Annotated in this window: 31 protein-coding genes; 19 read left to right on the top strand and 12 right to left on the bottom strand. The window is 49.4% G+C overall.

What is annotated here, in order from left to right; genetic code table 11:
- Positions 1–107 precede the first annotated feature (107 nt).
- The 4 genes from I2I11_RS07040 (at position 108) to I2I11_RS07025 (ending at position 3,530) form a co-directional block, all read left to right on the top strand.
- The gene (locus I2I11_RS07040) at positions 108–548 is read left to right on the top strand and encodes an SRPBCC family protein (RefSeq protein WP_196266977.1); all 441 of its coding nucleotides are present in this window, start codon (positions 108–110) and stop codon (positions 546–548) included.
- Between the two features lie 73 nt (positions 549–621).
- Positions 622–2,106: a 1-hydroxycarotenoid 3,4-desaturase CrtD gene (gene crtD, locus I2I11_RS07035; protein WP_196266976.1), complete on the top strand. Its 1,485-nt coding sequence runs from the start codon at positions 622–624 to the stop codon at positions 2,104–2,106.
- A 5-nt stretch (positions 2,107–2,111) separates the two neighbouring features.
- Positions 2,112–2,795: a carotenoid biosynthesis protein gene (locus I2I11_RS07030; protein WP_196266975.1), complete on the top strand. Its 684-nt coding sequence runs from the start codon at positions 2,112–2,114 to the stop codon at positions 2,793–2,795.
- Positions 2,796–2,918: 123 nt separating this feature from the next.
- Complete coding sequence (locus tag I2I11_RS07025) at positions 2,919–3,530, top strand: TetR/AcrR family transcriptional regulator (protein ID WP_196266974.1); 612 nt, start codon at positions 2,919–2,921, stop codon at positions 3,528–3,530.
- Positions 3,531–3,589: 59 nt separating this feature from the next.
- On the opposite strand, the gene I2I11_RS07020 is transcribed toward I2I11_RS07025, so the two are convergent.
- Positions 3,590–3,832, bottom strand: coding sequence for a DUF6952 family protein (locus tag I2I11_RS07020; RefSeq protein ID WP_196266973.1), 243 nt, complete (start codon positions 3,830–3,832; stop codon positions 3,590–3,592).
- Between the two features lie 6 nt (positions 3,833–3,838).
- Positions 3,839–4,159: a thioredoxin family protein gene (locus tag I2I11_RS07015; protein ID WP_196266972.1), complete on the bottom strand. Its 321-nt coding sequence runs from the start codon at positions 4,157–4,159 to the stop codon at positions 3,839–3,841.
- 306 nt (positions 4,160–4,465) lie between these two features.
- On the opposite strand from I2I11_RS07015, the gene prfA reads away from it, so the two are divergent.
- The 3 genes from prfA to I2I11_RS07000 all read left to right on the top strand — a co-directional run bounded on the left by prfA (position 4,466) and on the right by I2I11_RS07000 (position 7,870).
- Positions 4,466–5,542, top strand: coding sequence for a peptide chain release factor 1 (prfA, locus tag I2I11_RS07010; RefSeq protein ID WP_196266971.1), 1,077 nt, complete (start codon positions 4,466–4,468; stop codon positions 5,540–5,542).
- Between the two features lie 402 nt (positions 5,543–5,944).
- Positions 5,945–7,321: a right-handed parallel beta-helix repeat-containing protein gene (locus I2I11_RS07005; RefSeq protein WP_196266970.1), complete on the top strand. Its 1,377-nt coding sequence runs from the start codon at positions 5,945–5,947 to the stop codon at positions 7,319–7,321.
- 126 nt (positions 7,322–7,447) lie between these two features.
- Entirely contained in the window at positions 7,448–7,870 is a 423-nt protein-coding gene (locus I2I11_RS07000; RefSeq protein ID WP_196266969.1) for a secondary thiamine-phosphate synthase enzyme YjbQ, read from the top strand.
- Between the two features lie 220 nt (positions 7,871–8,090).
- Here I2I11_RS07000 and I2I11_RS06995 read toward each other — a convergent pair whose 3' ends face one another.
- The 3 genes from I2I11_RS06995 to gpmI all read right to left on the bottom strand — a co-directional run bounded on the left by I2I11_RS06995 (position 8,091) and on the right by gpmI (position 11,828).
- Positions 8,091–9,593, bottom strand: coding sequence for a M43 family zinc metalloprotease (locus I2I11_RS06995; protein ID WP_196266968.1), 1,503 nt, complete (start codon positions 9,591–9,593; stop codon positions 8,091–8,093).
- A 122-nt stretch (positions 9,594–9,715) separates the two neighbouring features.
- The gene (locus I2I11_RS06990; RefSeq protein ID WP_196266967.1) at positions 9,716–10,225 is read right to left on the bottom strand and encodes a hypothetical protein; all 510 of its coding nucleotides are present in this window, start codon (positions 10,223–10,225) and stop codon (positions 9,716–9,718) included.
- Between the two features lie 76 nt (positions 10,226–10,301).
- Positions 10,302–11,828, bottom strand: coding sequence for a 2,3-bisphosphoglycerate-independent phosphoglycerate mutase (gene gpmI / locus I2I11_RS06985; RefSeq protein WP_196266966.1), 1,527 nt, complete (start codon positions 11,826–11,828; stop codon positions 10,302–10,304).
- 376 nt (positions 11,829–12,204) lie between these two features.
- On the opposite strand from gpmI, the gene I2I11_RS06980 reads away from it, so the two are divergent.
- The 7 genes from I2I11_RS06980 (at position 12,205) to I2I11_RS06950 (ending at position 16,781) form a co-directional block, all read left to right on the top strand.
- On the top strand, positions 12,205–12,621 hold the full coding sequence (locus I2I11_RS06980) for a DUF4783 domain-containing protein (RefSeq protein ID WP_196266965.1): 417 nt from the start codon (positions 12,205–12,207) through the stop codon (positions 12,619–12,621).
- 65 nt (positions 12,622–12,686) lie between these two features.
- On the top strand, positions 12,687–13,544 hold the full coding sequence (nadC, locus tag I2I11_RS06975; protein ID WP_196266964.1) for a carboxylating nicotinate-nucleotide diphosphorylase: 858 nt from the start codon (positions 12,687–12,689) through the stop codon (positions 13,542–13,544).
- A 116-nt stretch (positions 13,545–13,660) separates the two neighbouring features.
- A complete protein-coding gene (locus I2I11_RS06970; protein ID WP_196266963.1) occupies positions 13,661–14,248 on the top strand; it encodes a hypothetical protein in 588 nt (195 codons plus the stop codon).
- A gap of 86 nt (positions 14,249–14,334) precedes the next feature.
- Positions 14,335–14,619, top strand: a complete 285-nt coding sequence (locus I2I11_RS06965) for a hypothetical protein (protein WP_196266962.1) — start codon at positions 14,335–14,337, stop codon at positions 14,617–14,619.
- 174 nt (positions 14,620–14,793) lie between these two features.
- Entirely contained in the window at positions 14,794–15,528 is a 735-nt protein-coding gene (locus tag I2I11_RS06960; RefSeq protein ID WP_196266961.1) for an SAM-dependent methyltransferase, read from the top strand.
- A 9-nt stretch (positions 15,529–15,537) separates the two neighbouring features.
- The gene (locus I2I11_RS06955; RefSeq protein ID WP_196266960.1) at positions 15,538–16,278 is read left to right on the top strand and encodes a ZIP family metal transporter; all 741 of its coding nucleotides are present in this window, start codon (positions 15,538–15,540) and stop codon (positions 16,276–16,278) included.
- 149 nt (positions 16,279–16,427) lie between these two features.
- On the top strand, positions 16,428–16,781 hold the full coding sequence (locus I2I11_RS06950; RefSeq protein WP_196266959.1) for a hypothetical protein: 354 nt from the start codon (positions 16,428–16,430) through the stop codon (positions 16,779–16,781).
- 94 nt (positions 16,782–16,875) lie between these two features.
- On the opposite strand, the gene I2I11_RS06945 is transcribed toward I2I11_RS06950, so the two are convergent.
- The 6 genes from I2I11_RS06945 to I2I11_RS06920 all read right to left on the bottom strand — a co-directional run bounded on the left by I2I11_RS06945 (position 16,876) and on the right by I2I11_RS06920 (position 20,069).
- The gene (locus tag I2I11_RS06945) at positions 16,876–17,271 is read right to left on the bottom strand and encodes a hypothetical protein (RefSeq protein ID WP_196266958.1); all 396 of its coding nucleotides are present in this window, start codon (positions 17,269–17,271) and stop codon (positions 16,876–16,878) included.
- A gap of 445 nt (positions 17,272–17,716) precedes the next feature.
- Positions 17,717–18,160, bottom strand: a complete 444-nt coding sequence (locus I2I11_RS06940) for a septal ring lytic transglycosylase RlpA family protein (protein ID WP_196266957.1) — start codon at positions 18,158–18,160, stop codon at positions 17,717–17,719.
- 31 nt (positions 18,161–18,191) lie between these two features.
- Positions 18,192–18,380 (bottom strand): hypothetical protein, encoded by a 189-nt coding sequence (locus tag I2I11_RS06935; protein ID WP_196266956.1) that lies wholly within the window; start codon positions 18,378–18,380, stop codon positions 18,192–18,194.
- A gap of 135 nt (positions 18,381–18,515) precedes the next feature.
- Positions 18,516–19,268 carry a hypothetical protein gene (locus tag I2I11_RS06930; RefSeq protein WP_196266955.1) on the bottom strand — a complete coding sequence of 251 codons (753 nt, stop codon included), beginning with the start codon at positions 19,266–19,268 and terminating at the stop codon, positions 18,516–18,518.
- A 52-nt stretch (positions 19,269–19,320) separates the two neighbouring features.
- The gene (locus I2I11_RS06925) at positions 19,321–19,629 is read right to left on the bottom strand and encodes a hypothetical protein (protein ID WP_196266954.1); all 309 of its coding nucleotides are present in this window, start codon (positions 19,627–19,629) and stop codon (positions 19,321–19,323) included.
- Positions 19,626–20,069 carry a GNAT family N-acetyltransferase gene (locus I2I11_RS06920; RefSeq protein ID WP_196266953.1) on the bottom strand — a complete coding sequence of 148 codons (444 nt, stop codon included), beginning with the start codon at positions 20,067–20,069 and terminating at the stop codon, positions 19,626–19,628. The genes I2I11_RS06925 and I2I11_RS06920 overlap by 4 nt, the downstream gene beginning before the upstream one ends.
- A gap of 332 nt (positions 20,070–20,401) precedes the next feature.
- On the opposite strand from I2I11_RS06920, the gene I2I11_RS06915 reads away from it, so the two are divergent.
- Positions 20,402–20,629, top strand: coding sequence for a hypothetical protein (locus tag I2I11_RS06915; RefSeq protein WP_196266952.1), 228 nt, complete (start codon positions 20,402–20,404; stop codon positions 20,627–20,629).
- A 166-nt stretch (positions 20,630–20,795) separates the two neighbouring features.
- Here I2I11_RS06915 and I2I11_RS06910 read toward each other — a convergent pair whose 3' ends face one another.
- Complete coding sequence (locus I2I11_RS06910; RefSeq protein WP_196266951.1) at positions 20,796–21,182, bottom strand: Hsp20/alpha crystallin family protein; 387 nt, start codon at positions 21,180–21,182, stop codon at positions 20,796–20,798.
- Between the two features lie 410 nt (positions 21,183–21,592).
- Between I2I11_RS06910 and I2I11_RS06905 the strand changes: the two genes are divergently transcribed.
- The 4 genes from I2I11_RS06905 (at position 21,593) to I2I11_RS06890 (ending at position 24,077) form a co-directional block, all read left to right on the top strand.
- Positions 21,593–22,222: an OmpA family protein gene (locus I2I11_RS06905; protein WP_196266950.1), complete on the top strand. Its 630-nt coding sequence runs from the start codon at positions 21,593–21,595 to the stop codon at positions 22,220–22,222.
- Positions 22,223–22,401: 179 nt separating this feature from the next.
- On the top strand, positions 22,402–22,845 hold the full coding sequence (locus I2I11_RS06900; RefSeq protein ID WP_196266949.1) for a hypothetical protein: 444 nt from the start codon (positions 22,402–22,404) through the stop codon (positions 22,843–22,845).
- 226 nt (positions 22,846–23,071) lie between these two features.
- Positions 23,072–23,494: a hypothetical protein gene (locus I2I11_RS06895; protein ID WP_196266948.1), complete on the top strand. Its 423-nt coding sequence runs from the start codon at positions 23,072–23,074 to the stop codon at positions 23,492–23,494.
- Positions 23,495–23,681: 187 nt separating this feature from the next.
- Complete coding sequence (locus tag I2I11_RS06890) at positions 23,682–24,077, top strand: Dabb family protein (RefSeq protein ID WP_196266947.1); 396 nt, start codon at positions 23,682–23,684, stop codon at positions 24,075–24,077.

Here is a 24,077-nt window from a genome sequence, read left to right as displayed (position 1 = left end):
AGCTCGTACCTTTACATCTACAGGAACAAAGTACGAGCTACAAGCTCGCACCAGCAAAGAGGTTTTACTCCGGCAGCCATTTAACAATTAAATAACCAGCAATCAAAATGCAGCTCCACCTCAAAACGCACGTTCGGCAGAACTACAAAACCGTATTCAATGCGTTTGATGAGCAGCTGTTCCGCAGGTTGTCGCCGCCATACCCACGCCTGAAGCTGCTCCGTTTCGATGGCAGCGCGCCCGGCGACATGGTGGAAGTGGAGTTACAGACAGGTATAAAGTCCTTTCGCTGGACAAGCCTGATAACGGACAGAAGTATAACCGGCACCGAAGCATACTTTATAGACGAAGGCCGGGAACTGCCGCCTCCCCTCCGGTTGTGGCGCCACAAGCACCTGGTTAGCCAAAGCGGTAGCGGCACCATCATCCACGACATCATCACTTACAGCACTGGCTTTAAAGTTGTAGATGCGCTGTTATACCCGCTTATGTGGGCAGCTTTTGGAATGCGCAAGCCGGTTTACCGGAAAGTATTCGGCAAAGTATAAGCGTGCGGACAAACCTTTGCTATGCTCTGCCAGTTAAGTTCACAGAAGAAATAAAAGCGTATATCTTGCAAGTATGAACAAAGCAGCCATCGTAGGAGCAGGCATCGGCGGTATTGCGGCGGCTATCCGGCTGGCGGTGAAGGGCTACGAAGTAACGGTATTTGAAGCAAATGAAAGCTTTGGCGGCAAGATGCACGAGTTCTGGCTGGGCAAGTATAGGTTTGATGCAGGGCCGTCGCTGTTTACATTGCCCCATCTGGTAGACGAGCTTTTTGAACTCGCCGGCCGAGAACCATCCGCGTACTTCACCTATACCCGCCTTGACCCGATTACGCATTATTTCTGGCCCGATGGCAGCCACCTGAAAGCATATGCCGCGCCGGAAGAATTTGCGGCTGAGGCCGAACGGCAACTGGGCGTGCCGAAACAGGATGTGTTGCGCGCGCTGTCCTCAAGTGCCCGGCTGTACCAGGGCACTGCCGGTACCTTTCTGCAGAAATCGCTGCACAAGGCCGGCACCTACTTCAGCCCGGATGTGCTGAAAACACTCACCTGCCTCCCCGACCTGGGCTTGACCACTACCATGCACAAGGTCAATGCCCGGCGCTTTAAAGATTCGCGCATGGTGCAACTCCTCGACCGTTTTGCCACCTACAACGGCTCCGACCCTTACCAGGCGCCCGGCACGCTCAACATCATTCCGCACCTGGAGCATAACATTGGCGCTTTTTATCCCGACGGCGGCATGTATGCCATTGCCAACAGTCTGGTAAAACTGGCAGAGGAACTGGGCGTGATGTTCAGATACAGGGAGCCGGTAGAGCAGATTATAACGAAGGGCGGCAAAGTAACAGGCGTGCAAACCGGCAAAGCTAACTATAGTGCTGAGGTGGTGGTGAGCAACATGGATGTGGTGCCGACCTATCGCCGATTGCTGCCTCACCATCCGGCGCCCGAACAAACGCTGAAACAACCCCGCTCCAGCTCCGCCCTGATTTATTACTGGGGCATCAAACAGCAATTTCCGGAGCTGCACCTGCACAACATTTTCTTCAGCGGCAACTACCAAGAAGAGTTCGAGCATATTTTCCGGCACAAAACCATCAGCCCCGACCCTACCATCTATGTCAATATTACTTCTAAAATGGAGCCGCAGGATGCACCGCCCGGCTGCGAGAACTGGTTTGTGATGGTAAACGTACCGCATGATCAGGGCCAGGACTGGGAGAAGCTGATAGCTGTTACACGTGAAACCGTTTTAAAGAAACTAAGCCGCATGCTGGGCACCGACATCGCGCCGCTCATAGAACAGGAACAGGTGCTGAATCCGTTGCTGATCGAAAGCCGCACCTCCTCGTTTGCCGGCGCTTTGTATGGCGGCAGTTCCAACAGCCGGATGGCTGCTTTTCTGCGTCATCCTAATTTCAGTTCTGCCATAAAGGGTTTATACTTCTGTGGCGGCAGCGTGCATCCGGGCGGCGGTATTCCGCTTTGCCTGCTGTCGGCCAGAATTACGGGAGACCTGGTGCCGGATGTTACAAGACAGGAAGAAGTATAAAACCGATGGCTGAGACGACAAAAACCGAACATGTGGCTGTTGCTTCCAGGCGGAAGTATAGCAGGTATGCTTTGCCTGGTGCGGTGGCCGTGCTTGTTATTTTCCATGCCGTTGGGTTCTGGGGATTGGTGTTCAGCGGCGACCCTGTTTATTTCCAGCAGCTCACCCCCCTTAACCTGCTGCTCACCAGTGCATTGCTTTTCAGCTTTCACCGGTGCTGGAACCTGCCCTTTGTATTGTTTGCAATTGCTGTTTTCCTGGTAGGCTTTCTGGCGGAAGCTGTAGGCGTGCACACGGGCCTGCTGTTCGGCAACTATGGTTATGGCCATGCGCTGGGTACAAAAGTATGGGAAGTGCCGCTGCTGATTGGGCTTAACTGGCTGATGCTGGTGTACAGCACCGGTCACATCAGCAACTATACGCGCCTGCCGTGGATGATAAAAGCCATACTTGGCGCGCTGCTGATGGTGCTGCTCGACTACTTTATTGAGCCGGTGGCCATGCGCTACGACTTCTGGAACTGGCAGGGCGGCTTTGTTCCGTTTTCTAACTATGCGGGGTGGTTTATACTTGCTTTTCTGCTGCAGCTATACTTCCAGCGGGCAGGCTTTTTCAAGCAAAATCCGCTGGCGCCGTATATCTTTTTAGTGCAGCTGGCCTTCTTTACAGGTTTAAACATTTATCTGTAGCGGCGCTGTTTGTTAGCGCCAAAAGTATAACTATCTTTACATAACAGAAGCTACAGCACTGCCGGGCAATAGCTTTTATGTTTATTTCCCTGTTATACTTATCAGATGCAGCAGCACGGAACGATGACTTTCTTGGAAACTATTTTAGAGGAGATTCTGCGCATCTTTAAAGCAGAGGGGATTGAAGCAAACTCTGAAGCTGATATAATCAGGAAGCTGGACATCAGGCCTACTACTTACCAGGAATTGTTCTCCGGCAAAGCTGATATGGTAAAGCAGGTAGCCCGGTTTGACATGGAGCAGCAAAGAAGAGAGCATGACCGCTTTCTGGCTACTGCCCAAAGCCCGATAGAAGAAATTATGTTGCTGCTGCAGGATGGCATCAACAATATAAAGCAAACGAGCCCGCTTTATATCATGGATTTGCAGCGCCACTACCCCGAAGTATGGCAACTGGCCTTAGACCACCTCAACAGCTATTCCTATCACCAGATATCCGGCATTATCAACAACGGCATATTGCAGAACCTGTTCCGCAGAGATATCAACATACAACTGGTAACCAAGATTATTCTGGAGCAGCTGCCCATGATGCTGAACCCTGCCATCTTTCCGCCGGATAAGTATAACCTGGGCGAGGTGTTCAGGAGCATTTACCTATACTATGTCAGGGGTATTTGTACAGATAGCGGTGGCAAAATGGCCGAAGAATTCTTTTCTAAACACAATATATAAGTATAAAAAGAGGCGCGGAAGTAAGTTTCCGCACCTCTTTTTATAACAGTGTTGATGTTTTAGCTGATAGACACGCGTACCTTTTTGGTATACTCGCGCAGTGCGGTTTTAAAGTCGGTGCTGTGGTCTTGCATGTGGTTCAGAATCCAGATGGCAGCCATTACGTGGGTTAGTTGCTCGCCGTCATCTTCGCCTTTCACTTCTATTTCGGGCATTTGCTCTTCTATAATAGCTTCTTCTGCGGCTACCAGCGCTTCCAGCGTCTGGTTCTCCACCAGGTCTTTTATAACAGGTATTTTCATGGCAAATTAAGCGTCTAGTTTGTGGATAAGGTTACGAACAGCCTCCTCTTTGCTGGCTGCTACCGAATCGAGCAGCTTGCCCCCCTCGAAAACAGCGAAAAAGGGCAGGTTTGTTACATTGGCCAGCTTGCGGGCCTCAGGGTTGTTTTCAGCATTTACGTCCACAAAAGCCACATTGGTAAAAGCGTCGTCATCCGACATGCGCTTAAATTTGGGAGCAAACAGGCGGCAGCTGCCGCACCAGTCAGCATAATATTTTACTACCACTTTCTGGTTGCTATTCAGTACTTCATTAAAATCGGTGTCAGTTGCTTGTATTACAGCCATAGTATTCTTTTAATCTTTAATCGTTTTTGATATTACAAAAGCACGTTATTAAACATACTTGCTACAAAAGTAAATGTTTTGGGTTAAACATGCATCTGCTGTAGCGCTTTATAAAACAGGCGGCGCCCGTACATTGTTTACAGAAAACAGGAACAGGGCATTAAAAACTGCGGAGAAAAACTAACTATAGCCGTGAAATCATATGAAATAACCCGCTGTGCCGATTGAACATCTTTTCAGCCAAAATTGTATAAATAATAAACAAGGCAAATTCGTATCTTTGCAGCCTAAAACCGCACAAGCATCATGTTAGATAAATTAGAAGCCATTAATCAGCGATTTGAAGAGGTAAGCCAACTGCTTATCCAGCCTGATGTGGCCAGCGATATGAAGAAGTATAAATCGCTGAACAAAGAATATAAGGATCTGGGCAAAATCGTTTCTGAATATAAAAAGTACCTCAACATCCTGAGCAACATCGACAGCGCCAAGCAGGTGATTGCCACAGAAAAAGACGAGGATTTCCGGGAGATGGCCAAAGAGGAGCTGGACGAGCTGCTGCCGCAACGCGAGCAGATGGAAGAAGCGCTGAAAGAACTCCTGATCCCCAAAGACCCCAACGACAGCAAAGACATTATCATGGAGATCCGGGCGGGCGCGGGTGGCGACGAAGCCTCCATTTTTGCCGGCGACCTGTACCGCATGTATAGCCGCTTTGCCGAGAAAATGGGCTGGCGGATAGAACTTATAGATGCCCAGGAAGGCACCTCCGGTGGTTACAAAGAAATTATCGTGGGCATGTCGGGCGAGGATGTGTATGGCAAAATGAAGTTCGAGTCGGGTGTGCACCGCGTGCAGCGCGTGCCGGCCACCGAAACGCAGGGTCGCATCCATACCTCTGTAGCCTCGGTGGTAGTATTGCCGGAGGTAGAGGAATTTGATGTGGAGCTGGACATGAACGATATCCGCAAAGATCTTTTCTGTTCTTCCGGACCAGGTGGGCAGTCGGTAAACACCACTTATTCTGCCGTGCGTTTAACACACCTGCCTACCGGTATTGTGGCACAGTGCCAGGACCAGAAATCGCAGCTCAAGAACTTCGACAAAGCCCTGACAGTGTTACGCTCCAGGGTGTATGAGATTGAGCTGGCCAAGAAGCAAGAAGAGGAAGGCGCCCAGCGCAAGAGTATGGTGGGCGGCGGCGACCGTTCCGACAAAATCCGCACCTACAACTATCCGCAGGGCCGCGTAACCGATCACCGCATCGGGTATACCGTATACAACCTGCCCAACGTGATGGACGGTGGCATCGAAGACTTTGTGGAAGAGCTGCGCATAGCAGAAAACGCAGAAAGGCTGAAAGAAGGCGCTACTGCAGCATAACATTTTGCTGTGGATAACCAGCAAGTATAGCAAGGATGCAGCCAGGCAAGTATAGCCGTGGCTGCATCCTTTTTTATTATGGGCTAAATGGTTATTAAATTGTGGTTAGAAAGTTATCTGCTGCAGGATTTCATTTTAGGGCTATTCAGTAGGCCAGGTTTTAACTGGCGTAAGTATAAAACAAGTATAAAGCGTGGCGCTCGCCAGTTAAACCTGTCCCGAAGCATTTCGGGGAACTGGCCTCATTTATACTTCAGGTTGAAAACTTGAAGTATGAGGAAAGAGAAGCGGATTATAGTATAAATCACTATTTTGCCGGATGGTTAAAAAGCTGACTCGGCCCATTTACCACTGGCTCAGAATCAGGCATCATTCCCACATTAAAAAAATCAGCATATTAATTTGAAATACCTGCTTGCCATACTTCCCCTGCTCCTTTTGCTTTCGTTGTTTTCCTGCGAGCCAAAAGACGAAATCATTACCACCGACCCGAACGCGATACTGTCGTTTTCGGCGGATACGGTTTTATTTGATACGGTTTTTGTGAGCCAGGGCAGCGTAACCAAGCGGCTCAAAGTATTTAACCCCAACCCCAAAGCGGTGCGCATCAGCGGCATTACGCTGGCAGGTGCCGCTTCGTCTCCTTATCAGCTTATCATCAACGGCGTGCAGCGCCCGCTGGCGAATAACATCGAACTGCGTGGCAACGACAGCCTGTATGTGCTCGTGAAAGTTAATATCAACCCATCTGACGAGAACCTGCCTTTCCTGGTAGCCGACTCTATACTTTTCAGCACCAACGGGCAGCAGCAAAGCGTAAAGCTGGTGGCTTATGGCCAGAATGCCTACTTCCACCGCAAAGAAACTATCGGGAATACAACATGGCCCAATGACAAACCCCACGTGCTACTCGATTCGGTGCTGGTGAAGGCAGATGCCACGCTTACCATACCCAAAGGCACGCACATCTACGCAGCAAACAAGGCGGTACTGCTTATAAACGGGCAGCTACTGGTGCAGGGGACGCCGGAAGAGCGGGTAACTTTCAGCGGTTTGCGACGGGAGCCGGATTATGTAACAGCGCCGGGCCAGTGGGAAGGCATCCGGATACTGACGAAGAGTGCAGGCAACGTGCTGCAGTATGCCGATATTCGCAATACCCAGTATGGACTTCGGATCGGCAACCCGGGCAAAGCCGGAACACTGATAGAAGGTTGCGTGGTAGCTTACGCTTTTCTGGATGGAATCGTCGGCTATACCTCGGACGTGAAGGTGGTAAACACGTTGATATATAATTGTGGGCAGTATGGCTTTGGCGGGTTGGGCGGCGGCAACTATGAAGTGCTCTACGCCACCATCGTAAACTATGGTAACCGGCTGCCCCGCGAAACGCCTGCTTTGGTAATAGCGGATTATATACCTGGCACAGAAATTAAAGATAAGCCAACGTTGCTCCGGCTCGTCAATTCCATTGTTTACTCTGAGAGTTATGGGTTTAAGGATGAAGTACTGTTTGATGTTGGTCCCGAAGCTTCACTGGAAATAAGAAACAACCTGCTGCGGACAAACATTTATGCGGAACAGCTACATCAGAGCAATAATATTCTGAACAGGGAGCCTGCGTTTAAAGCCCCGGACAAAGCGGATTTCAGTCTGGATACTTTATCGCCGGCCAGCAGTGCTGCCCTTGTGCTGCCAGATATAACCACTGATATCAAAGGCAAGCCCCGCAGCGCGACCGAACCAGACATGGGCGCCTATGAACGTACGATAGATTAAGCCGTTCAATAGACCAGACCCGGCAGATTTAAGTAAGCAATTTCTGAGACAGCAGAATTATACCTTGAAAGCTGCCAGATTCCTGTGAAGCGGGTTTTATACTATATAAATTCATCCATTAAGCTTATGTGGTTTCAGAAAGAGATTAGGTTACCGGCCGTAAAACGTGGCTTTCATTTGATAACAGATTTGCTGGTGGCGCAACTGCCGGAACTGGAGGAAATCAATATCGGGCTGGCACATGTGTTTATCAAACATACATCGGCGAGCCTAACGATAAATGAAGATGCAGACCCAACTGTGCGGCAGGATTTTGAAAGCCATTTCAACCACCTGGTACCCGAAAACCAATCCTACTACCGCCATACATCAGAAGGCCCTGATGACATGCCGGCCCATCTGAAAGCCGCTATACTGGGGAGTTCTGTTACAGTGCCTGTTACCAAAGGCCGGCTGAACCTGGGTACCTGGCAGGGCATTTACCTCTGCGAGCACCGCAACCATGCTTCCAAACGCACCGTGGTGGTTACGCTGCAGGGAGAAGCTTAAAATGAGTTACGAATTAAGAATTATCAATTACAAATTGATGCAGTACATTCTTCTCATTCTTTTTCGTTCGTAATCTATGCGAATTAGCGGTTAAGATCCTTGTTGTGCGTAGTTCCCCTCCGCTGGTGCGAGCTTGTAGCTCGTACTTTTACATCTGGAAATAAAGGTACGAGCTATAAGCTCGCACCAGCGGAGGCTACCTTAATTAATAGTTCGTAATTTATTTCACCACGCTTATCTTTTTTATTACGCTGCCGTTGGTGCTGGTGATGTGTAGGAAGTAGATGCCGGCTGGCAGCTGGCGTATATTTATGCGCAGCACCCTGTCCCGGACTTCTGCTGTTAGTATGCGCTGGCCAAGCTGGTTTCGTATTTCTACCTGGCGAACCGTTACGCGGGCGGGCTGTTCCACAATAATGAAATCTGAAGCCGGACTAGGGTATACAACCAGATCATCTACAGTTACATGAATGTAGCCAGCCTTTGTTTCGGTGCTGCTGAGTGTGCCGTTGGTGATGGTGAGTGATACCTTATACTTGCCGGGTACCGGGTAAGTAACCGTGGGGTTAAGTTCTGTGGATGTAGACGGAATACCTCCCTCAAACTGCCACAGCCTGGACGTTGCCTTGATACCCTGTGAGGCATCGCTGAAAGAAACAGCTTTGCTCGCTATTGTTAAAGTGTCGCTGAGGGAGGTGGCTTTAAAATCGGAACGGAGGGTACGGGAACAGGCAATGGAATTCGGGATGGAGCTGCGCACGCTGCTGAGTACGCCTCGCATATAGGCAGCCTGCCCTTTGGTGAAAAGGTTCATGCAGGCATCATCGGTATAGTCCATATAATTCTGAAACATGTCGCCGTAAGGCTCGTTGCCGCAGGAAGCGTGCGTTTCGCCGGGGCAGCCGTTATTTTCTTCCAGCTGGTTCGGCGTGTCGTTTATCCCATCAGAGTCTATGCAGGAAGACCCGTTGCCCCAGATGTGCCGCAGGCCAAGCCAGTGGCCGATCTCGTGTGTAGCGGTGCGGCCGCCGTTGTAAGCCCATGAAGCTGTATTGTCAGGCGCCGCACCAATCACAGCGAAGTGCAGCACCACACCGTCGGCATCAGCCGGTGAGCCGGGCGTGCTGGCATATCCAAGTACATCATCAGATATGGCGCACACCCAGATGTTCAGGTAGCGGTCCCGATCCCAGATATCAGCTCCGCCCTGTGCCGTATGTTTTACATTATCGTTGAGGTTAAAGCTGGTGTGGCTTGTTTTGGTACGCGTAATACCACTGGTTTCATTCCCTTCCGGATCAACCTTTGCCAGGCAGAATTCTATTTCCGTATCGGCGGCATAAGGTGTAAAATAATCCGGGGTATTGGCGGTATCAGCATTCAGCCTTCTGAAATCTGCATTTAGTACGGCCAGTTGTGAGTATAGCTGCGCATCCGGGATATTCTGCTGTGCTGTGTTATACACCACATGGAAAACAACCGGAATGGTGAGGGTGGCCTGGCGCTGTTGCTGCCCCTGGGGCTTTGCCCGTAAGACCTCCTGTATCGCTTGTGCCGCCTGCTGCTGCATCCGGGTAAATTCCGGTCGCTGTTGCTGCAGGGCAGTGAGGTATGGCTCAACGCCGCAATTGCGTCCGCGGTTTGGTAGCGGAGGTATATTTTGGGCAAAGGCGGCCACGCTCCACACAAGACAGAAAGTAACGGTAAGGATAAAGAGGCGCATGGCAAACCAGTTAATCGGGCACAGATAAAGCTAAGGCGCACAAGTGCTTAGCTGTGCAAGATAATAAAACTATAGCTCTGCCGGAAGCCGACAGCAAGTATAAATGCGGTTCAGGCGCGAAGTTACAGATTAGTGTCTACGCTGTAGTTCAGGGTATCGCCGAAAATGAGTTTTTGTGTACCCTCCACACCATAGCCGCTGAGGTTGCCGTTCGCAGGATCTGCTGTCAGCTGCAGGTTGCGACGGGTAAAGAACAGGATGTTCTGGTCCTGCACCAATGCCTGTAACTGCTCCAGGTGCCGGCTGGGGCTGAGGCGCAGGTACAGGTGCTGTACAGGCGCTTCAGCATCAGGCCGCCGATCATAATGGATAGAGATGCTGCCATCGGCCAGGGTGCTGTCGGTGCGGGTATAGTATTCCTGCAGTGTAGGCTTGTTTAGATCCAGATCCTGGAACATAGCCAATTCTTCCTCCCAATCCACTTTGGCCGTTTCCACAGTCTCTACGGGCTGATCTTCTGTTTTTACAGACTTCAGGACCATTGGCTGCTCCTGTTGCAGGCGTTGTATCTGTTGCTGCAGGTATGCATGCAGGTTGTAAGCGCCACTGGCAGCATCTGCGGCAGGTGGCACTGGGCGATCACAACCTGATGTAGCGGCTAGTAACAGGCCAAATAAAACAAATAAGCTATACCTGAGCACGCGCTGCTTACTTATTGATTAAAGATACGCCCGTCATCTCCTGCGGCTGCGGTATGCCCATCAGTTCCAGTATGGTAGGGGCAATGTCACCGAGTTTGCCCTCGTGCAGGGAACCTTTAAAGTCGTTGCTCACCAGAATGCAGGGCACCAGGTTAGTAGTATGAGCCGTATTGGGCGTACCATCCGGGTTAATCATGAAATCGGCATTGCCATGGTCTGCAATAATAATACTGTCGTAGCCATTATTTAAAGCAGTAGTTACTACCTTCTCAGCACACTTATCTGCGGTTTCGCAGGCTTTCACCACGGCTTCAAACACGCCCGTATGGCCTACCATGTCAGGGTTGGCAAAGTTAAGGCAGATAAAGTCGACAGATTTGCGTTCCAGTTCCGGCACAATCGCGTCGCGGATATCGGCGGCGCTCATTTCCGGCTGCAAATCATAGGTGGCAACTTTGGGCGATGGGCACATCAGGCGCTTTTCGCCGGGGAATTCGCTTTCGCGGCCACCGGAAAAGAAGAAGGTAACGTGCGGGTATTTTTCTGTTTCAGCAATACGTATCTGCGTTTTACCGGCATTGGCCAGCACGGCGCCGAGGGTGTTGTTCAGGTTGTCCTTCTCGAAAATAGCCTTTACACCTTCAAATGTTTCATCGTACGTGGTCATGGTAATGTAGTGCAGGTTCAGGCGGTGCATGTCCTGCTCCGGAAAGTCGCGCTGCGTGAGGGCCTGCGTAATTTCGCGGCCCCGATCCGTGCGGAAGTTAAAGCAAATCACAACATCGCCGTCTTTTATAGTGGCAACCGGCTGGCCTGCATCATTCACCTTCACAATGGGCTTGATGAACTCATCCGTTACCCCGGCATCATAAGAATCCTGTACAGACTGGATAAGGTTTTGGGAGTGTTCGCCCGCACCTTTCACCAGCAGATCGTAGGCCAGTTTTACACGCTCCCAGCGGTTGTCGCGGTCCATGGCGTAATAGCGGCCAATTACAGAGGCAATGGTGCCGGTGCTGTGTGCCAGGTGCTCCTGCAGCTCCGTTAAATACCTGGCGCCACTTTTGGGATCGGTATCGCGGCCATCGGTAAAAGCATGTATGTAAACATCGCGCAGCCCCTGATCAGAAGCTACCGAGCAAAGCGCCTTCAGGTGGTTGATGTGCGAGTGCACGCCGCCATCAGACAGCAGCCCAATAAAGTGTACCGGCTTGTTATTTTCTTTGGCATAGGCAAATGCATCAGCCAGCACGGGTATCGTGCCAAGCTGGTGTTCAGCAATGGCTTTGTTGATGCGCACCAAATCCTGGTATACCACACGCCCTGCACCCAGGTTCATATGGCCAACTTCTGAATTGCCCATCTGCCCTTCGGGCAGCCCGACGGCCTCGCCCGAAGCCTGCAACCGGGTGTTAGGATATTGCTGAAGTATAGCATCGAAGAAAGGTGTTTTGGCTTTTGCAATAGCCGAAACCTCGGGGTGGGTAGCGATGCCCCATCCATCTAAAATCACTAAAAGAACCTTTTTATCCATAGCGCAAATATAACTAAGTAAAAAGACACAAATACCAATATATGAAGTATAAGGCTTTTTTTATTTGTTTATAACCAACGACACGCGCTTTATCCCTTGATGATAAAACGTGTGGCTGGCATGTTTTTGCCGCTTGCCACCGGGCACTTCATAAGGTGGTTTTAAGCCTGCCCGGGCAAGCATACTTATACATACCTGTTAAAAGCTACTGTTATAGCCGGCTAAGAGTTTTATTAGGGGCAATTAAAGCGGGCAGGAACAGCTTTTGCACAACGTCGGGATATTTGCATAATGCTATTATGTTTTACATTTATTTCATACCTTGTTTACTGGCATAGTTTTGGCTGCTAACAGTTCAAAGTCACAAGTTGTATTCATGAAAAAAATTAGACACATTTTAGCAGTATTTTCGTTGTTGCTGGCAACGGTATTTTTTACAACATTTCCTGCCGCAGCGCAGGGCAGCGATGCCATGGGCAGCGTAAAATACGCTATGAAGGCCGGCTCTGCCAAAGACCTGGCCCGCAATTTCAGCAATGTAGTGGAAATTACGCTGGATGGCGGGGATGCAACCAACTACAGCAGCACCCAGGCTGAGTTTGTGATGAAGAACTTTTTCAGCAAAAATACACCTGTAGACTTTTCAGTTAACCACGACGGCACCTCCGAAAAAGGGCAATTGTATGCCATCGGCACCTATACGTCTAAAAGCGGTACATACACGGTCCTTATCCGCATGAAGGCCGCAGACGGTAAATACCAGGTGCACTCCATGAGTTTTATAAAAGATTAAAAGCAGCAGGCAATAGATTTTTAAAAAGCCCGGTATTTATGCCGGGCTTTTTTTATTTTTGCACTGTGAAAGCGACATACCTAAGTCCACAAAGTATAAACGAGTTTATCTCACGGGCGCTGGCCGAGGATATTGGCGACGGCGACCACTCCTCGCTGGCATCTATTCCGGCGGATGCGCAGAACCAGGCGCGCCTGCTCGTGAAGGGCGACGGCATACTGGCGGGTGTGGAGCTGGCCGGCTATATTTTCAGCGCTGTAGACCCGGAATTGGAAGTGGAGGTGCTGCTGCCCGATGGCGCTGAAGTGAAGTATGGCGACGTGGCCCTGACGGTGAAAGGAAGAGCACAGTCTATACTTACAGCGGAGCGACTGGTGCTGAACTGTATGCAGCGCATGAGCGGCATCGCCACCTATACCCATCACCTGACCGAACTGATTAGAGGCACCGGAGCCAAACTGCTGGACACGCGCAAAACCACGCCCAATTTTCGCCTTCCGGAAAAATGGGCCGTGCTGATTGGCGGCGGCATAAACCACCGCTACGGTCTGTTCGACATGATAATCCTGAAAGACAACCATGTGGATTACGCCGGCGGCATACGCGAAGCGATTACGGCCACGCAAAGGTACCTGCAGCAAAAGGGCAAAGATCTGGACATTGAAGTAGAAACGCGCACCCTGCAGGAAGTGAAAGAAGCAGTAGACACCGGCGGCATCTCCCGCATTATGCTCGACAACATGCCCCCTGCCATGATGCGCGAAGCCGTAGCCATCATCGGCGGTAAGTATGAAACAGAAGCATCTGGGGGTATAACCGAAGCGACTATCCGCGAAGTGGCGGCATGCGGGGTAGATTATATTTCGGTAGGCGCGCTTACGCACTCCATCAAAAGTATGGATCTGAGCTTAAAAGCATTTTAATTTAAAGTACCTTTGCCCCTATCGCAGGGATTGCGGATTGTGCCTGCTGGCGTGCTGCTCCAGGCGCCGTGAAGCAATCAGCAGCAGAGATTGACATTACAATTTTTATTTTATTTATGCAGCAACCAAATCAACGCGGTTACCGGGCACAGCAGGGTTCTTCTCCACTGGCCATCCGCACTAAAAAATATCAACTCGACAAAAAGGTGTATACCAACATGGCGCTGAAGCAGGTATGGCGCAAAGATTGGTGGTATGCACTTATCCCGCTGGCGCTTTTCCTGTTGCCGGCTGTTTTCAGCTTTTCGTGGTGGTGGGTAGCCGCGGCGGTAGTTGTCACTATTTTATTTATCCTGCTGCGCTCGGCCCAGGTGCTGGGCATCACCCAGATGGAACAGGGTGACGTGCTGTTCGAGAAGCTGAACTATGAAATTGACCAGCGCCAGATACTGATGAAACGCAACGAACGCGAAGGCATGGCCCTGACCTGGGATATGATAGACAAAGCCGCCAAGCAGGACGACGCGTATATGCTGTGGTTGAAGGCTGCAAGCGGCGATCAGCTGCCCAAAGGATGGAAAGGCTGGCTGGCGAAAACATTTCAGGTACCGGTTTTTATTTACCTGCCGTTCCGCATTTTTACGGGCGCGAATGATCTGAAGCTGATGGAAAGCATGCTGCGCCGTAAAAACCTGCTGGCCTGATATAACCGGGCCGTGCCGGTTAACCGTAATAAGATATAATTAAGGCCTTTGGGTTTAAAGTATAAAGTAGTATAAATACAGCAACGATGAATAAGAACGTATTAATAGTTTTTGCCGCCGTGTGCGGATTATGTATGGTTTCCTGTGGCGATCCCTCTGACCTGCGGCCGGAAGAGAAAGTATCGGTGGACGTAGTAGAGCCCGGAACACGGGATACTTACAACATAGGGAAAGTAAACTCCATATACGATGAAAACGACAAGGAGCAGGTAATGCCGAACCGGGACAGGGGTGGAAACAGCATCCAGAAAGCGGACAGCGTAAACGAAGCATCAGAAACAAATACCGCTGAAGGCGCCGATATAGATTAACGAGCGTTATACTTACAGTATGGGGCCTGCCCTTGCGCCAACCGGAGCAGCGGCAGGCCTTTTTATGCCTGTCCGGTATGTTGCTGCTGCCATACCTGGTGTATAAGAGGGAGCTGATGGCCGGATATCAGGTTTAAATTTTATCTTTGCAACACAATTGCTTTTACCACGCCTATGGCTCAGCAGGACGAATGGTTTACTACCTGGTTCGACTCTCCGTATTATCATATACTGTATAACAACCGCAATGCTTCGGAGGCGCGGCAGTTTATGGATAACCTGCTGACCTATCTACATCCAAAGCCGCATGACAAGATACTGGATCTGGCCTGCGGCAAAGGCCGCCACTCTGTATACCTCAACCAAAAGGGCTACAATGTAACAGGAATTGATTTGTCGGAGCAAAGTATTGCTTACGCCAAGCAGTTTGAAAATGATCGCCTGCACTTTGCCGTGCACGACATGCGCGAGGTATACGAGCCCGAAACCTTCGACTTCATCCTTAACCTGTTCACCAGCTTCGGCTATTTCGATAACGAAACAGAGAATGTGGTGGCATTGGTTGCTGTAACACAGAGCCTGAAATACGGAGGCAAGCTGGTCATCGATTTTATGAATACAGATCTAACCATTGCCGGGCTGGTAGCAGAGGAGGAAAAAGAGGTACAGGGCATTACATTTAAAATACACCGCGGCGTAGAGAAGGGCTTTATCGTGAAAACTATCCGCTTTGCCGATCAGGGGCGCGACTATTGTTTTGTGGAGCGGGTACGGGCGCTGCGGGAAGAGGATTTTCTGGAATACTTTGCCATGGCCAAACTGCGCCTGGCGGACGTGTTCGGCGACTATAACCTGAATGCTTATGACGCTGATAAAAGCGAACGTATGATTTTTGTATTAAAAAAATAGCGAAGCTGCATGGTCATAGCCATACTTGTCCTCTTTCTGGCCGTAGTTATTTCCGGCCTGCTGGTAAAAGTATTTCCGCCTACGCAGGGGCGCTGGTTAAAGCTGGCGCTGGCTTTTAGTGGAGCATACCTGTTCACTATTACCATTATTCACCTGCTGCCCGAGGTGCTGCTGCGCAGCGCTAATCCGCAGGTGGTTGGTTACTGGGTGCTGGCGGGCTTTTTCCTGCAGCTGGTGCTAGAAATGTTTTCGCATGGTGTAGAGCATGGGCATATTCACACGCATGGCCGCATTGGCTCCATGCCTTTTCTGCTGTTGGGCTCGCTGTTCGTCCATTCTTTTCTGGAAGGAAGTATACTCGTGCAGCCAGTTGAGCAGCACCTGGGGCATGCGCACCAGCAAAGCAGTTTCTACCTGGTGCTGCTGGGAGTCGCGCTGCACCACATTCCGGCGGGTTTTGCCCTTATGTCGGTGCTGCTGTCGCGCCTCGGCAACTTCCGGAAGGCTTTTCTGTGGCTGCTGATATTTGCCCTCGGCTCACCGCTGGGAATACTGGTGAGCAACACACTGCTGAACGAGGCGCCGAATGGTGCGCTTTATACTGCCCTGACCGGTTTGGTGGCCGGTAATTTCCTGCACATCTCCACTACTATACTTTTTGAAACCAGCCCCGACCATCATTTTAACCGCAGCAAACTGGTGGCAACGCTGCTGGGCCTGTTGCTGGCTTTGGGGAGCAATTTTATTTGATAATTACCCCTCTGGTACTATCCGGAAACCCTTACATTGTAGAAAACAAAACAGCTGGCATGAAAGGAGCTGTAAGGTTGAGGCAGGTTTAAAACCAACAAAGCATTACGCAAGTATAAATAACCATGTAAAAGCTTAAGTTGCTGCAGATGAAGTTCCTCAAATATTTTGCCCTCACTTTAATGATGCTGGTGTTTCAGACCGGGGCACAGGCGCAATCCAGCGATTTAGATGTTTTTCTCGGAAAGTTGAAGGCGTATGCGGGCAGGCATCGGGCAAACCATACCTGGACGATGCCGGTCATAAAGCCAGATAACAAGCAGGCGCGGATGCCTTCACCAACTATAATCGGGTATATGGAAGACCCTGAAACCGGTTTGAGGTATTCCCCTAAATCAGGTTTGATTTATGACCCGGAAACAAGCTTTGCCTTTGATATCCGGACAGGGGAAATTTATAAGGGGAAATCAGAAATAAAGCTGGGCAAGCCTGAAAAGATATAGTTACTAATCCTATTCTGATGTATGGCTTTTATATGCCGGGCACAAAGCGCAGCTTTAAGGCTAAAGCAAGTGTCGCGAAGAACAAATCAGAAATTTAGATAATAGTTGAAAGCAGCGAAGCTGCCAGTGCCTTCAGTGTTACCACCACAGGGCCGGGGTGGGCAGGAGCTTCCATGTCTTCCTCTTCTGAGGAGAAAGCATTACGCAGGTAAGACATCGGGCTGTCCAGTACGTCAGCATCCAGTATCGATTTTTCGCGTGGTTTGGTAATAGCTTTGGTCTTAGGCTTGGCAGCGGGCATATTACCTGTACTTACGCTGGCTTTTGTTTGCTGCGCTGCATCAACCTGGGAGGAAGTGGTAGATGTATTCGCCTGCGTAGAGGCAGTGCCGTTTGTGCCGGACATAGCAACGGGAGCCTGTACCATGCACAGGAGCAGCAGTGCTGCCACTGTAGTTAAAGCATGTACCGGTTGCCGCAGATTTCTCATGTTCAAATGTAAACGGTAGTATCTGAAAATACAAGTATGAGGCAGCATAATTTGGAGATTAGCATTTCTGCTATGGTAAATACAGTTTATTGGCTGGTAATTGGCAGGCAGGCAGCGGGGAAATGATAGAGAGTATGGACTTCAAGTATGGAAGGGGCTGAAAATAAAGGAACTATATCTTTTCTGGGACTGCGTATACCTGATGAATATTGTACCTTTTCTCCTGCTCCAAACTTAAGGTTTATACTTGAGCAGCACGGTTTCTATCTAAGTTGACCAGCGTTTACAAGCAATCAGGCAAAAGCCAGCATGGCTGATTTTTTCACCGGCAACTCATACTTCAGCAGTCCTTAAGCGCGGGTGCCGGCACATAGCAAGACCATCCGTAATTATAAGATAAATACGGAACTACTTCATCCCTAAAGACCGGAAAAGTAGGTTCACCTTACTTTTTGTCCGGCACCGGGCCGATAACTTTTATCCGCACAGGCACTACACCTGCCTTTATCGCGTTCAGTCGCCTGGCTGCCTTACCCGATAAGTCCACGATGCGGCCCCGCACAAAGGGACCCCGATCAGTTACTTTCAGCTTTACACTTTTGTTATTCTGCAGGTTGGTTACTTTAATTCTGGTACCCAGCGGCAGTGTTTTGTGCGCTGCCGTCAGCCTGCCATGCCGGTAAGGTTTGCCGTTTGCCATTTTGTGGCCCTGCAGTTTGCGGCTGTAATAAGAGGCTTTGCCCTCTTCGGTGTAGCCGCGCTCGCCAAAGGCCGGGCGGCTGCCGGCGCACGAAGCCAGGCTGGCACAAAGGCATACAGCAACAAATACCTGGAAAGCAAACGATACAAACTGGCGATAGGTAAAGCAAAACGGTAAACGAGCAGGCATAAAGTATAATGTTGTTTGTAAAGGTAACGGATTAAGGCTGCAGGAATTGCTTTATTTCGTAAGCCAGCCGCTGCGTCATAATGGTTTCGGGCGGGTGGCGGGTAGCTCCAGCAGGTAAGATGTCTGCGGCAAACATATCCATACTAAAAGGCGCTTGTGGCAGTGCTTTTCCACCATGGCCGGGAGCACATCGATGAGGGCAGAACAGCAGGCTTTCCATGAGCAGGTTTATAAGAGGTAGCTAAATTAAGCACTTTTGCGGTGCCTGTAGCTTCTGACTGCTATAAAAAAGCAGGCGGGGCTACAATAAAGTAGCCCCGCCTGCTGCACAGGCTAAACAAAGTTCAGCAAAAGCTTACTGCTGTACCTGGTAATTATATACTTCTATGGCCTGCGTCAGTTTATCTTTCTGGAACAGGTTGATAACGAACTGTGCGCCCAGTATGCCTGCCCCCGCATACATAAGCGGCGATACGGTGATTGAACTGCCTCCACTGGGGGTGGTTTGGGCACTGCCGGCTGTAATAAGGCCTCCGGCAGCCAGCAGGCCGGCTCCTAAAACCGAAACGCCTGTGTTGATGAGCTTGTCCTTGCGGTACTTACGGAGCATAGCTGTGCTGGCAGCATTATCGGCAAGAGCTTCCTCCAGGTTCTCATAGTTAAACAGGTATAGCGGGCCATCGTCTTTGGAAAAGAAATAGATGCGGCGCCGGCTGGTATTGGGGCCGCCGTAACCATAAGCGCCATAGCCGTAACCATAGGGATTATAGTCATAGGTGGTGCGCGAAGTATAAAACTTATCAATGCGTGGCCCGTCGAGAAGGCGCTTGGCAAAGGAATCGTAGCTGTTGCCAACTTCTACGCGTGCAAAGTAACCATCTTCGTCCTGAAAAGCGGCCACATTGCCGGGGTTATACTTCAGGGAGTCATCCAGCAGGAAATAATTCTGCTTAAAAATAGGCGACTTGTACTGTAGCTTATCGGCATACACGATTTGCCCGTTCTGGAGCTGAATATAATACTTGCCAGGGCGCGAATACTCAGTCTGGGCATGCGCCGCCACGCCCGACAGCAGGCACAGCAGCACGAGGTAAATAACTTTTCTCATACAAGGTATAAAGGCTATAAATTACGCCGGACAGCAGCCTGCCGGCCAGGGTTTAATTAAACAGTAAAAACAACATCACTATCATGCCCAGCAGGGCCAGGTATACCCAGCGCATCAGCTGGCTGCGGTACCTGCTAGGCATCATGTTGCTTACCAGCATTACAACGATTAACAGGCCTAAAATATATAAAAGTATAAACGAAACCGCTTTAACCCAGTTGGGGACAACTGTGTTTTCGGGCTGCAACTGGTTCGTTTCGCCCATGTCGGATAAAATGTAGCTCAGGCCAAAGTACATTACCAGCTCAAACAGGATAAAATAGCACAGCCAAACCAGCCAGCTATACTTGCCATTGCTCATAGGCTTTTATAAAAATGATAGCTTTTGATATGAAATCCCTCGCGGAAGTAAAACCTGTGCGCCGCGCTGTTGCTTGTGTAAGCGTCCAGCATGATAGTATCGCAGTGGTGGCGTTGTGCCTCCTGCAGCATCCAGTCCGAGAGCAGCTTGCCCAGCCCCTGCGAGCGGTATGCCGCATCTACTACAAAGTTATCTGCTTCCAGGTACTTGCCACTGTATAGTTTGGTGTTGATCCAAAAACCGGAGAGGCCGGCGCAACTGCCCGCTTCATCAAAAACACCAATCATCCGGTAACCGTTCGGCAGCATCTGGCGCAGCATTTCCTCGTAGCGTGGCAGGCTCAGAAGCGGGTTTAACTGCAGGATCAGGCGGTGCTGCACCAGCATCTGTTCCAGCCCCTGTATTTCCGCCAGCTTAAAAGACATCTGATGGTTACTCATATATGTTTGTGCTACGCTGATAATGGTTAATACACTCCAAACTGGCAGCCCTGTACATCAGAACCACAAAAGCTGTAAGCAGGTGCATGGCATTGCCGGGTTTATGACGGCGGTGTAGCGCCACAGGCACCCGACGTGTTTGGTATTGGATGGTCATCTTATTGGTTGTAAGGCCCTAACAAAGATAAACTTCTGACGCAACTTAGCCAGCTCCTGCAATAATTTGCTATGCTGTAAATGTATGATTATTGAAAGAATATAATTGCATCCTTGCTGAAACTGAAACAAAATCCCCCATAAGCACCGTTAGAATACCAGTAGAAGGCATGAGTATGAGGTTATTAAGAAACATAAAAGTCGATAATTATAATTTCTTTAACAGCAGCAAAACAAGAAAGATTTTTAGCGTGGGGTACGAAAACCTCACGGCGTTTGTGTATTACCAGGAGGCGAGCAAAAACTTTATTCTGGTGATAGCTAAAAATGACGACCAGCCGCTGATTTTAGAGAAAAAGATTAGCCGGGCAGAAGCTTTCCGGTTGATGAACACCCGTCCGTAATTTGGGACGCTATTGAGGCATTGCTTACGTATTTTATTGTTTATTGCTGACGGCAAATTGCGCAGCAGGCCTGTACTTCTGGTTTTACCGAAGTATAAATTCAAACATATTCTTTATCTATTTAAAACAGGAGAGGCGCTAACGTTAGCGCCTCTCCTGTTTTAAATTATAGTTGTTTTATTTCGATTTCACGCGGATGATCTGCCGACTCATAGTATGGCAGCTTTACCTGCAACTGACCATCCTGGTAAATGGCCTCAACCTGGCCCAGATCAACCTGTGGCGGTAGCTGGAAAGTCCTGTTAAAGAGTGGCACCGCCATTTGCGGGTTCTCCTCGCTATGCAGCGCCGACAAAATCATGAGCTGGTTGTTGTGCAGCACCACCCGGAAGGATTCAGGGTTCACGGTTGCGGCCCATACTTCAATTACAGCGCCTTTTTTATATTTATGTACATCCACGTAGGTTTCGCTTACACCACCTCCCACTGTGTTGAGCAGGTTAATCTGGTGTGCGATGTTCTGTAGTAATTCTTTATCTTTTATCAGTTTCATTTTTCTTTCTCCTCAGTCTTATTCTGAGAAGAATAATGCAAAACTGATGCCAGTAATGCCATGTTACCCCGGTTATACCTGCTGGTGCTCCAGAATGTCATAATGGCTTTAATCTCTTGTTTTGCTCCTTTATGTATGGTCATAATGTCATATTACTATCAGGTGCGCTATGGTTATAATGCAACTGCCTGCGCCGGGTTTCTAACACCGCTGTTCTTTTAACAGATGCCAGAATTCAGGTATAAGCCTGGTTTTTGTGCAGATTTGGCAGCGGTGACGCCGCTTTTATACTTTCCGGAAGCGTTGCTGTTGTATGGCTTATGGCAGGTTTTAGACAGGCTTTTAAGCATGTCAGAATAACGAAGCTTTAGCGGTCGCGTACATAAGTACTAAACCAACAAAACCAAGCTATGAAAAAAGTATTAATACCAGCTTTTATGCTGACGACTGTAATGTTTAGCGCCTGTAACGACCCAAAAGGCGGTGTGAAAGAAGATACGCTTGAAGAAGCCACAGCAGATACTGCCGTGATGTATGATGATGAAAACGCACGTGTAGACGCAGACGGCGTTGAGATAAAGCAAATAGACGAGACTTTCTGGAACGATGTGGACTTTGAAGCGCCTGTAGTAGAAGTTGCCGTTCTGAAAGGGGTAGACGTAGAAAAGCGTGCTACAGAAGATTATACCATCTATACCATGGATGAGGAGGTGATGTTTGACACAGACAAAGCCGCCATACGCGAAAATGCAGAGCCTAAATTGCAGGAGATAGTAAATGAAATAAAAAACATACCTGGCGATGGCCCGATCCGGGTGTATGGCTTTACCGATGCCCGCGCCAGCGCAGATTATAACATGGAGCTCTCGCAGGAGCGTGCCCAGTCTGTAAAGCAATGGCTGCAGGACAAAGGCGGTATTGATGCTTCGCGCATCTCCATTCAGCCAATGGGCGAAAAAGCTCCTGTTGCTACCAACGAAACGCCTGAAGGCCGCCAGCAAAACCGGCGCGTGGCCATTGTAGTGGCTACTACGGAATAGCGTACTCCGAACGCATTCTCAGGTCTTTTATATTGCTGGCCGGTCACCTGGCAGCAGATACTACAATATATAAGAAAAGCTGCGGAGAACCTCCGCAGCTTTTCCTGTAATTGGTACAACCTAATTGCAGGTGCTTATACTTTGATTTTTATACTTCCTGTTCTTTTATCCATTCAAGTGTGGCATTTACAATAATGCATCCCTATTTTAAGAATCCGCTGGTGAGCCTGTACTACAGCAGAGATGCTAGTGTGGGGATGGCGGTATGGCGGGGACATGTGCACGGGGCTGCTTTCCGGGAGGCAATATTGCTTTGCCTGGAGCTCATGAGCAGGTTCGAATTGCGGGGATGGCTTTCAGACAATCGTAAAATCAGAGCCATTAACCTGCAGGACCTGCAGTGGAGCTTAAAGGTAATTGATACCAGAATTGCTGCTATTCCGCTGTTGCGCCTGGCGCGGCTGCCATCTGACGTTGAAGAGGTTCGCAGCGCAGTAACAGCAGTGTTGTTGGATGCAGAACTGGTTTCGGCCGGCAAAGGGCTTTTTTGCAATTTTGGCGAGGTACGCGAAGCCATGCAATGGCTAACAGATCAAACAACTTCTAAAGAAGGAGATGCTTAACGGTTCCTCCTTTTTCTTTGCACATTTAGGGCGGGTATATAATAGCCTTCCCGAGGTTGCAAGGTGCTTTACTTCCCGGTTAAATGATGGCATGATGGCAAGCAGCAGCAATACCATGAAATTGCTATTCCAGCATTTTACCCGGATATGCATACATCAAAAGAATATTGCCGTACACGGAGAAGATCTAACTTTGCGGTTGCTGAATTCTTTAAGCCATTGATTTATGTTAAAAGTCTACTTCCAAACTCAGGCCGTTACCCTTACTTATGATGAGGAGCATCAGCTAGGTATCGCCGAATGCGTGGGATTTCTAAGTAGTGAGGAATTCCGGGAAGCCACTATTATGTGTGTCCGAATGATGGAGGAGTACAAGCCGCTCCGCTGGCTGGCCGACAACAGCCGGATGCGGGCCATCCGGCAGGCCGACCAGGAATGGTTTGCAGCCTATACTTTGCCCAGGCTGCAGACCGGAACCATCCGCCGGAATGCTACCGTGGTATCAGAAGATATCTTCAACAAAATGGCGGTCGAGCATTTTATGAGGCGTGCGGATAACCTGGGCGATTTGGTGTTAAAAGAATTTAGTAACAGAGCGGAAGCCCTGGCCTGGGTAAATCAGCCTATTCTTTTTCAGGCACAGGGATAATAGCTGCGAGACGGCTTTTTGCCAGGCCAACAATACGCTGTTGCTTTGTTGCGCCCGGTGTAGGCAGGCTTAAGGTACTTTATCTTCTGAATACGAGAGATTAATTATTTTATAGTTGCACCATCAACCAATTATAGTTATACTAGATCCGGCATAACAGATCCAAAAACTAAAATAACATTCAGGTATGAAAAAGATAACAGGTGCGGGTTTACTTATAGGCGTTTTCACCGCGATATTCTTTCTTTCAGGATTTCAGACTTCAAAACAAGAGCAAGTGCGACATATCGTTATTTTCAAGTATAAGCCCGGCGCTACCGACGAGCAGATAGCAACGGTAACCAAGGCCTTTGGGGAACTACAGAACAAAATACCCGGCATTGTAGCCTTCGAGCACGGCGTAAATGACAGCCCCGAAAACAAGAACCAGGGTTTTACCCACGTGTACTTGGTTACCTTTAAAGATGCTGCCGCGCGGGATGCCTATCTGCCACACCCGGCCCATAAAAAATTCGGCGAATTGCTGGGCCAGTTAGGTGTGCTGGAAGATGCTTTTGTAGTGGATTATGCACCTGTGAAGTAG

It is taken from the genome of Pontibacter rufus (assembly GCF_015694705.1).
In the GTDB taxonomy this organism is placed as follows: domain Bacteria; phylum Bacteroidota; class Bacteroidia; order Cytophagales; family Hymenobacteraceae; genus Pontibacter; species Pontibacter rufus.
The sequence above is the reverse complement of the archived record's forward strand: the minus strand, read 5'-3'. Positions and strand labels throughout refer to the sequence as shown.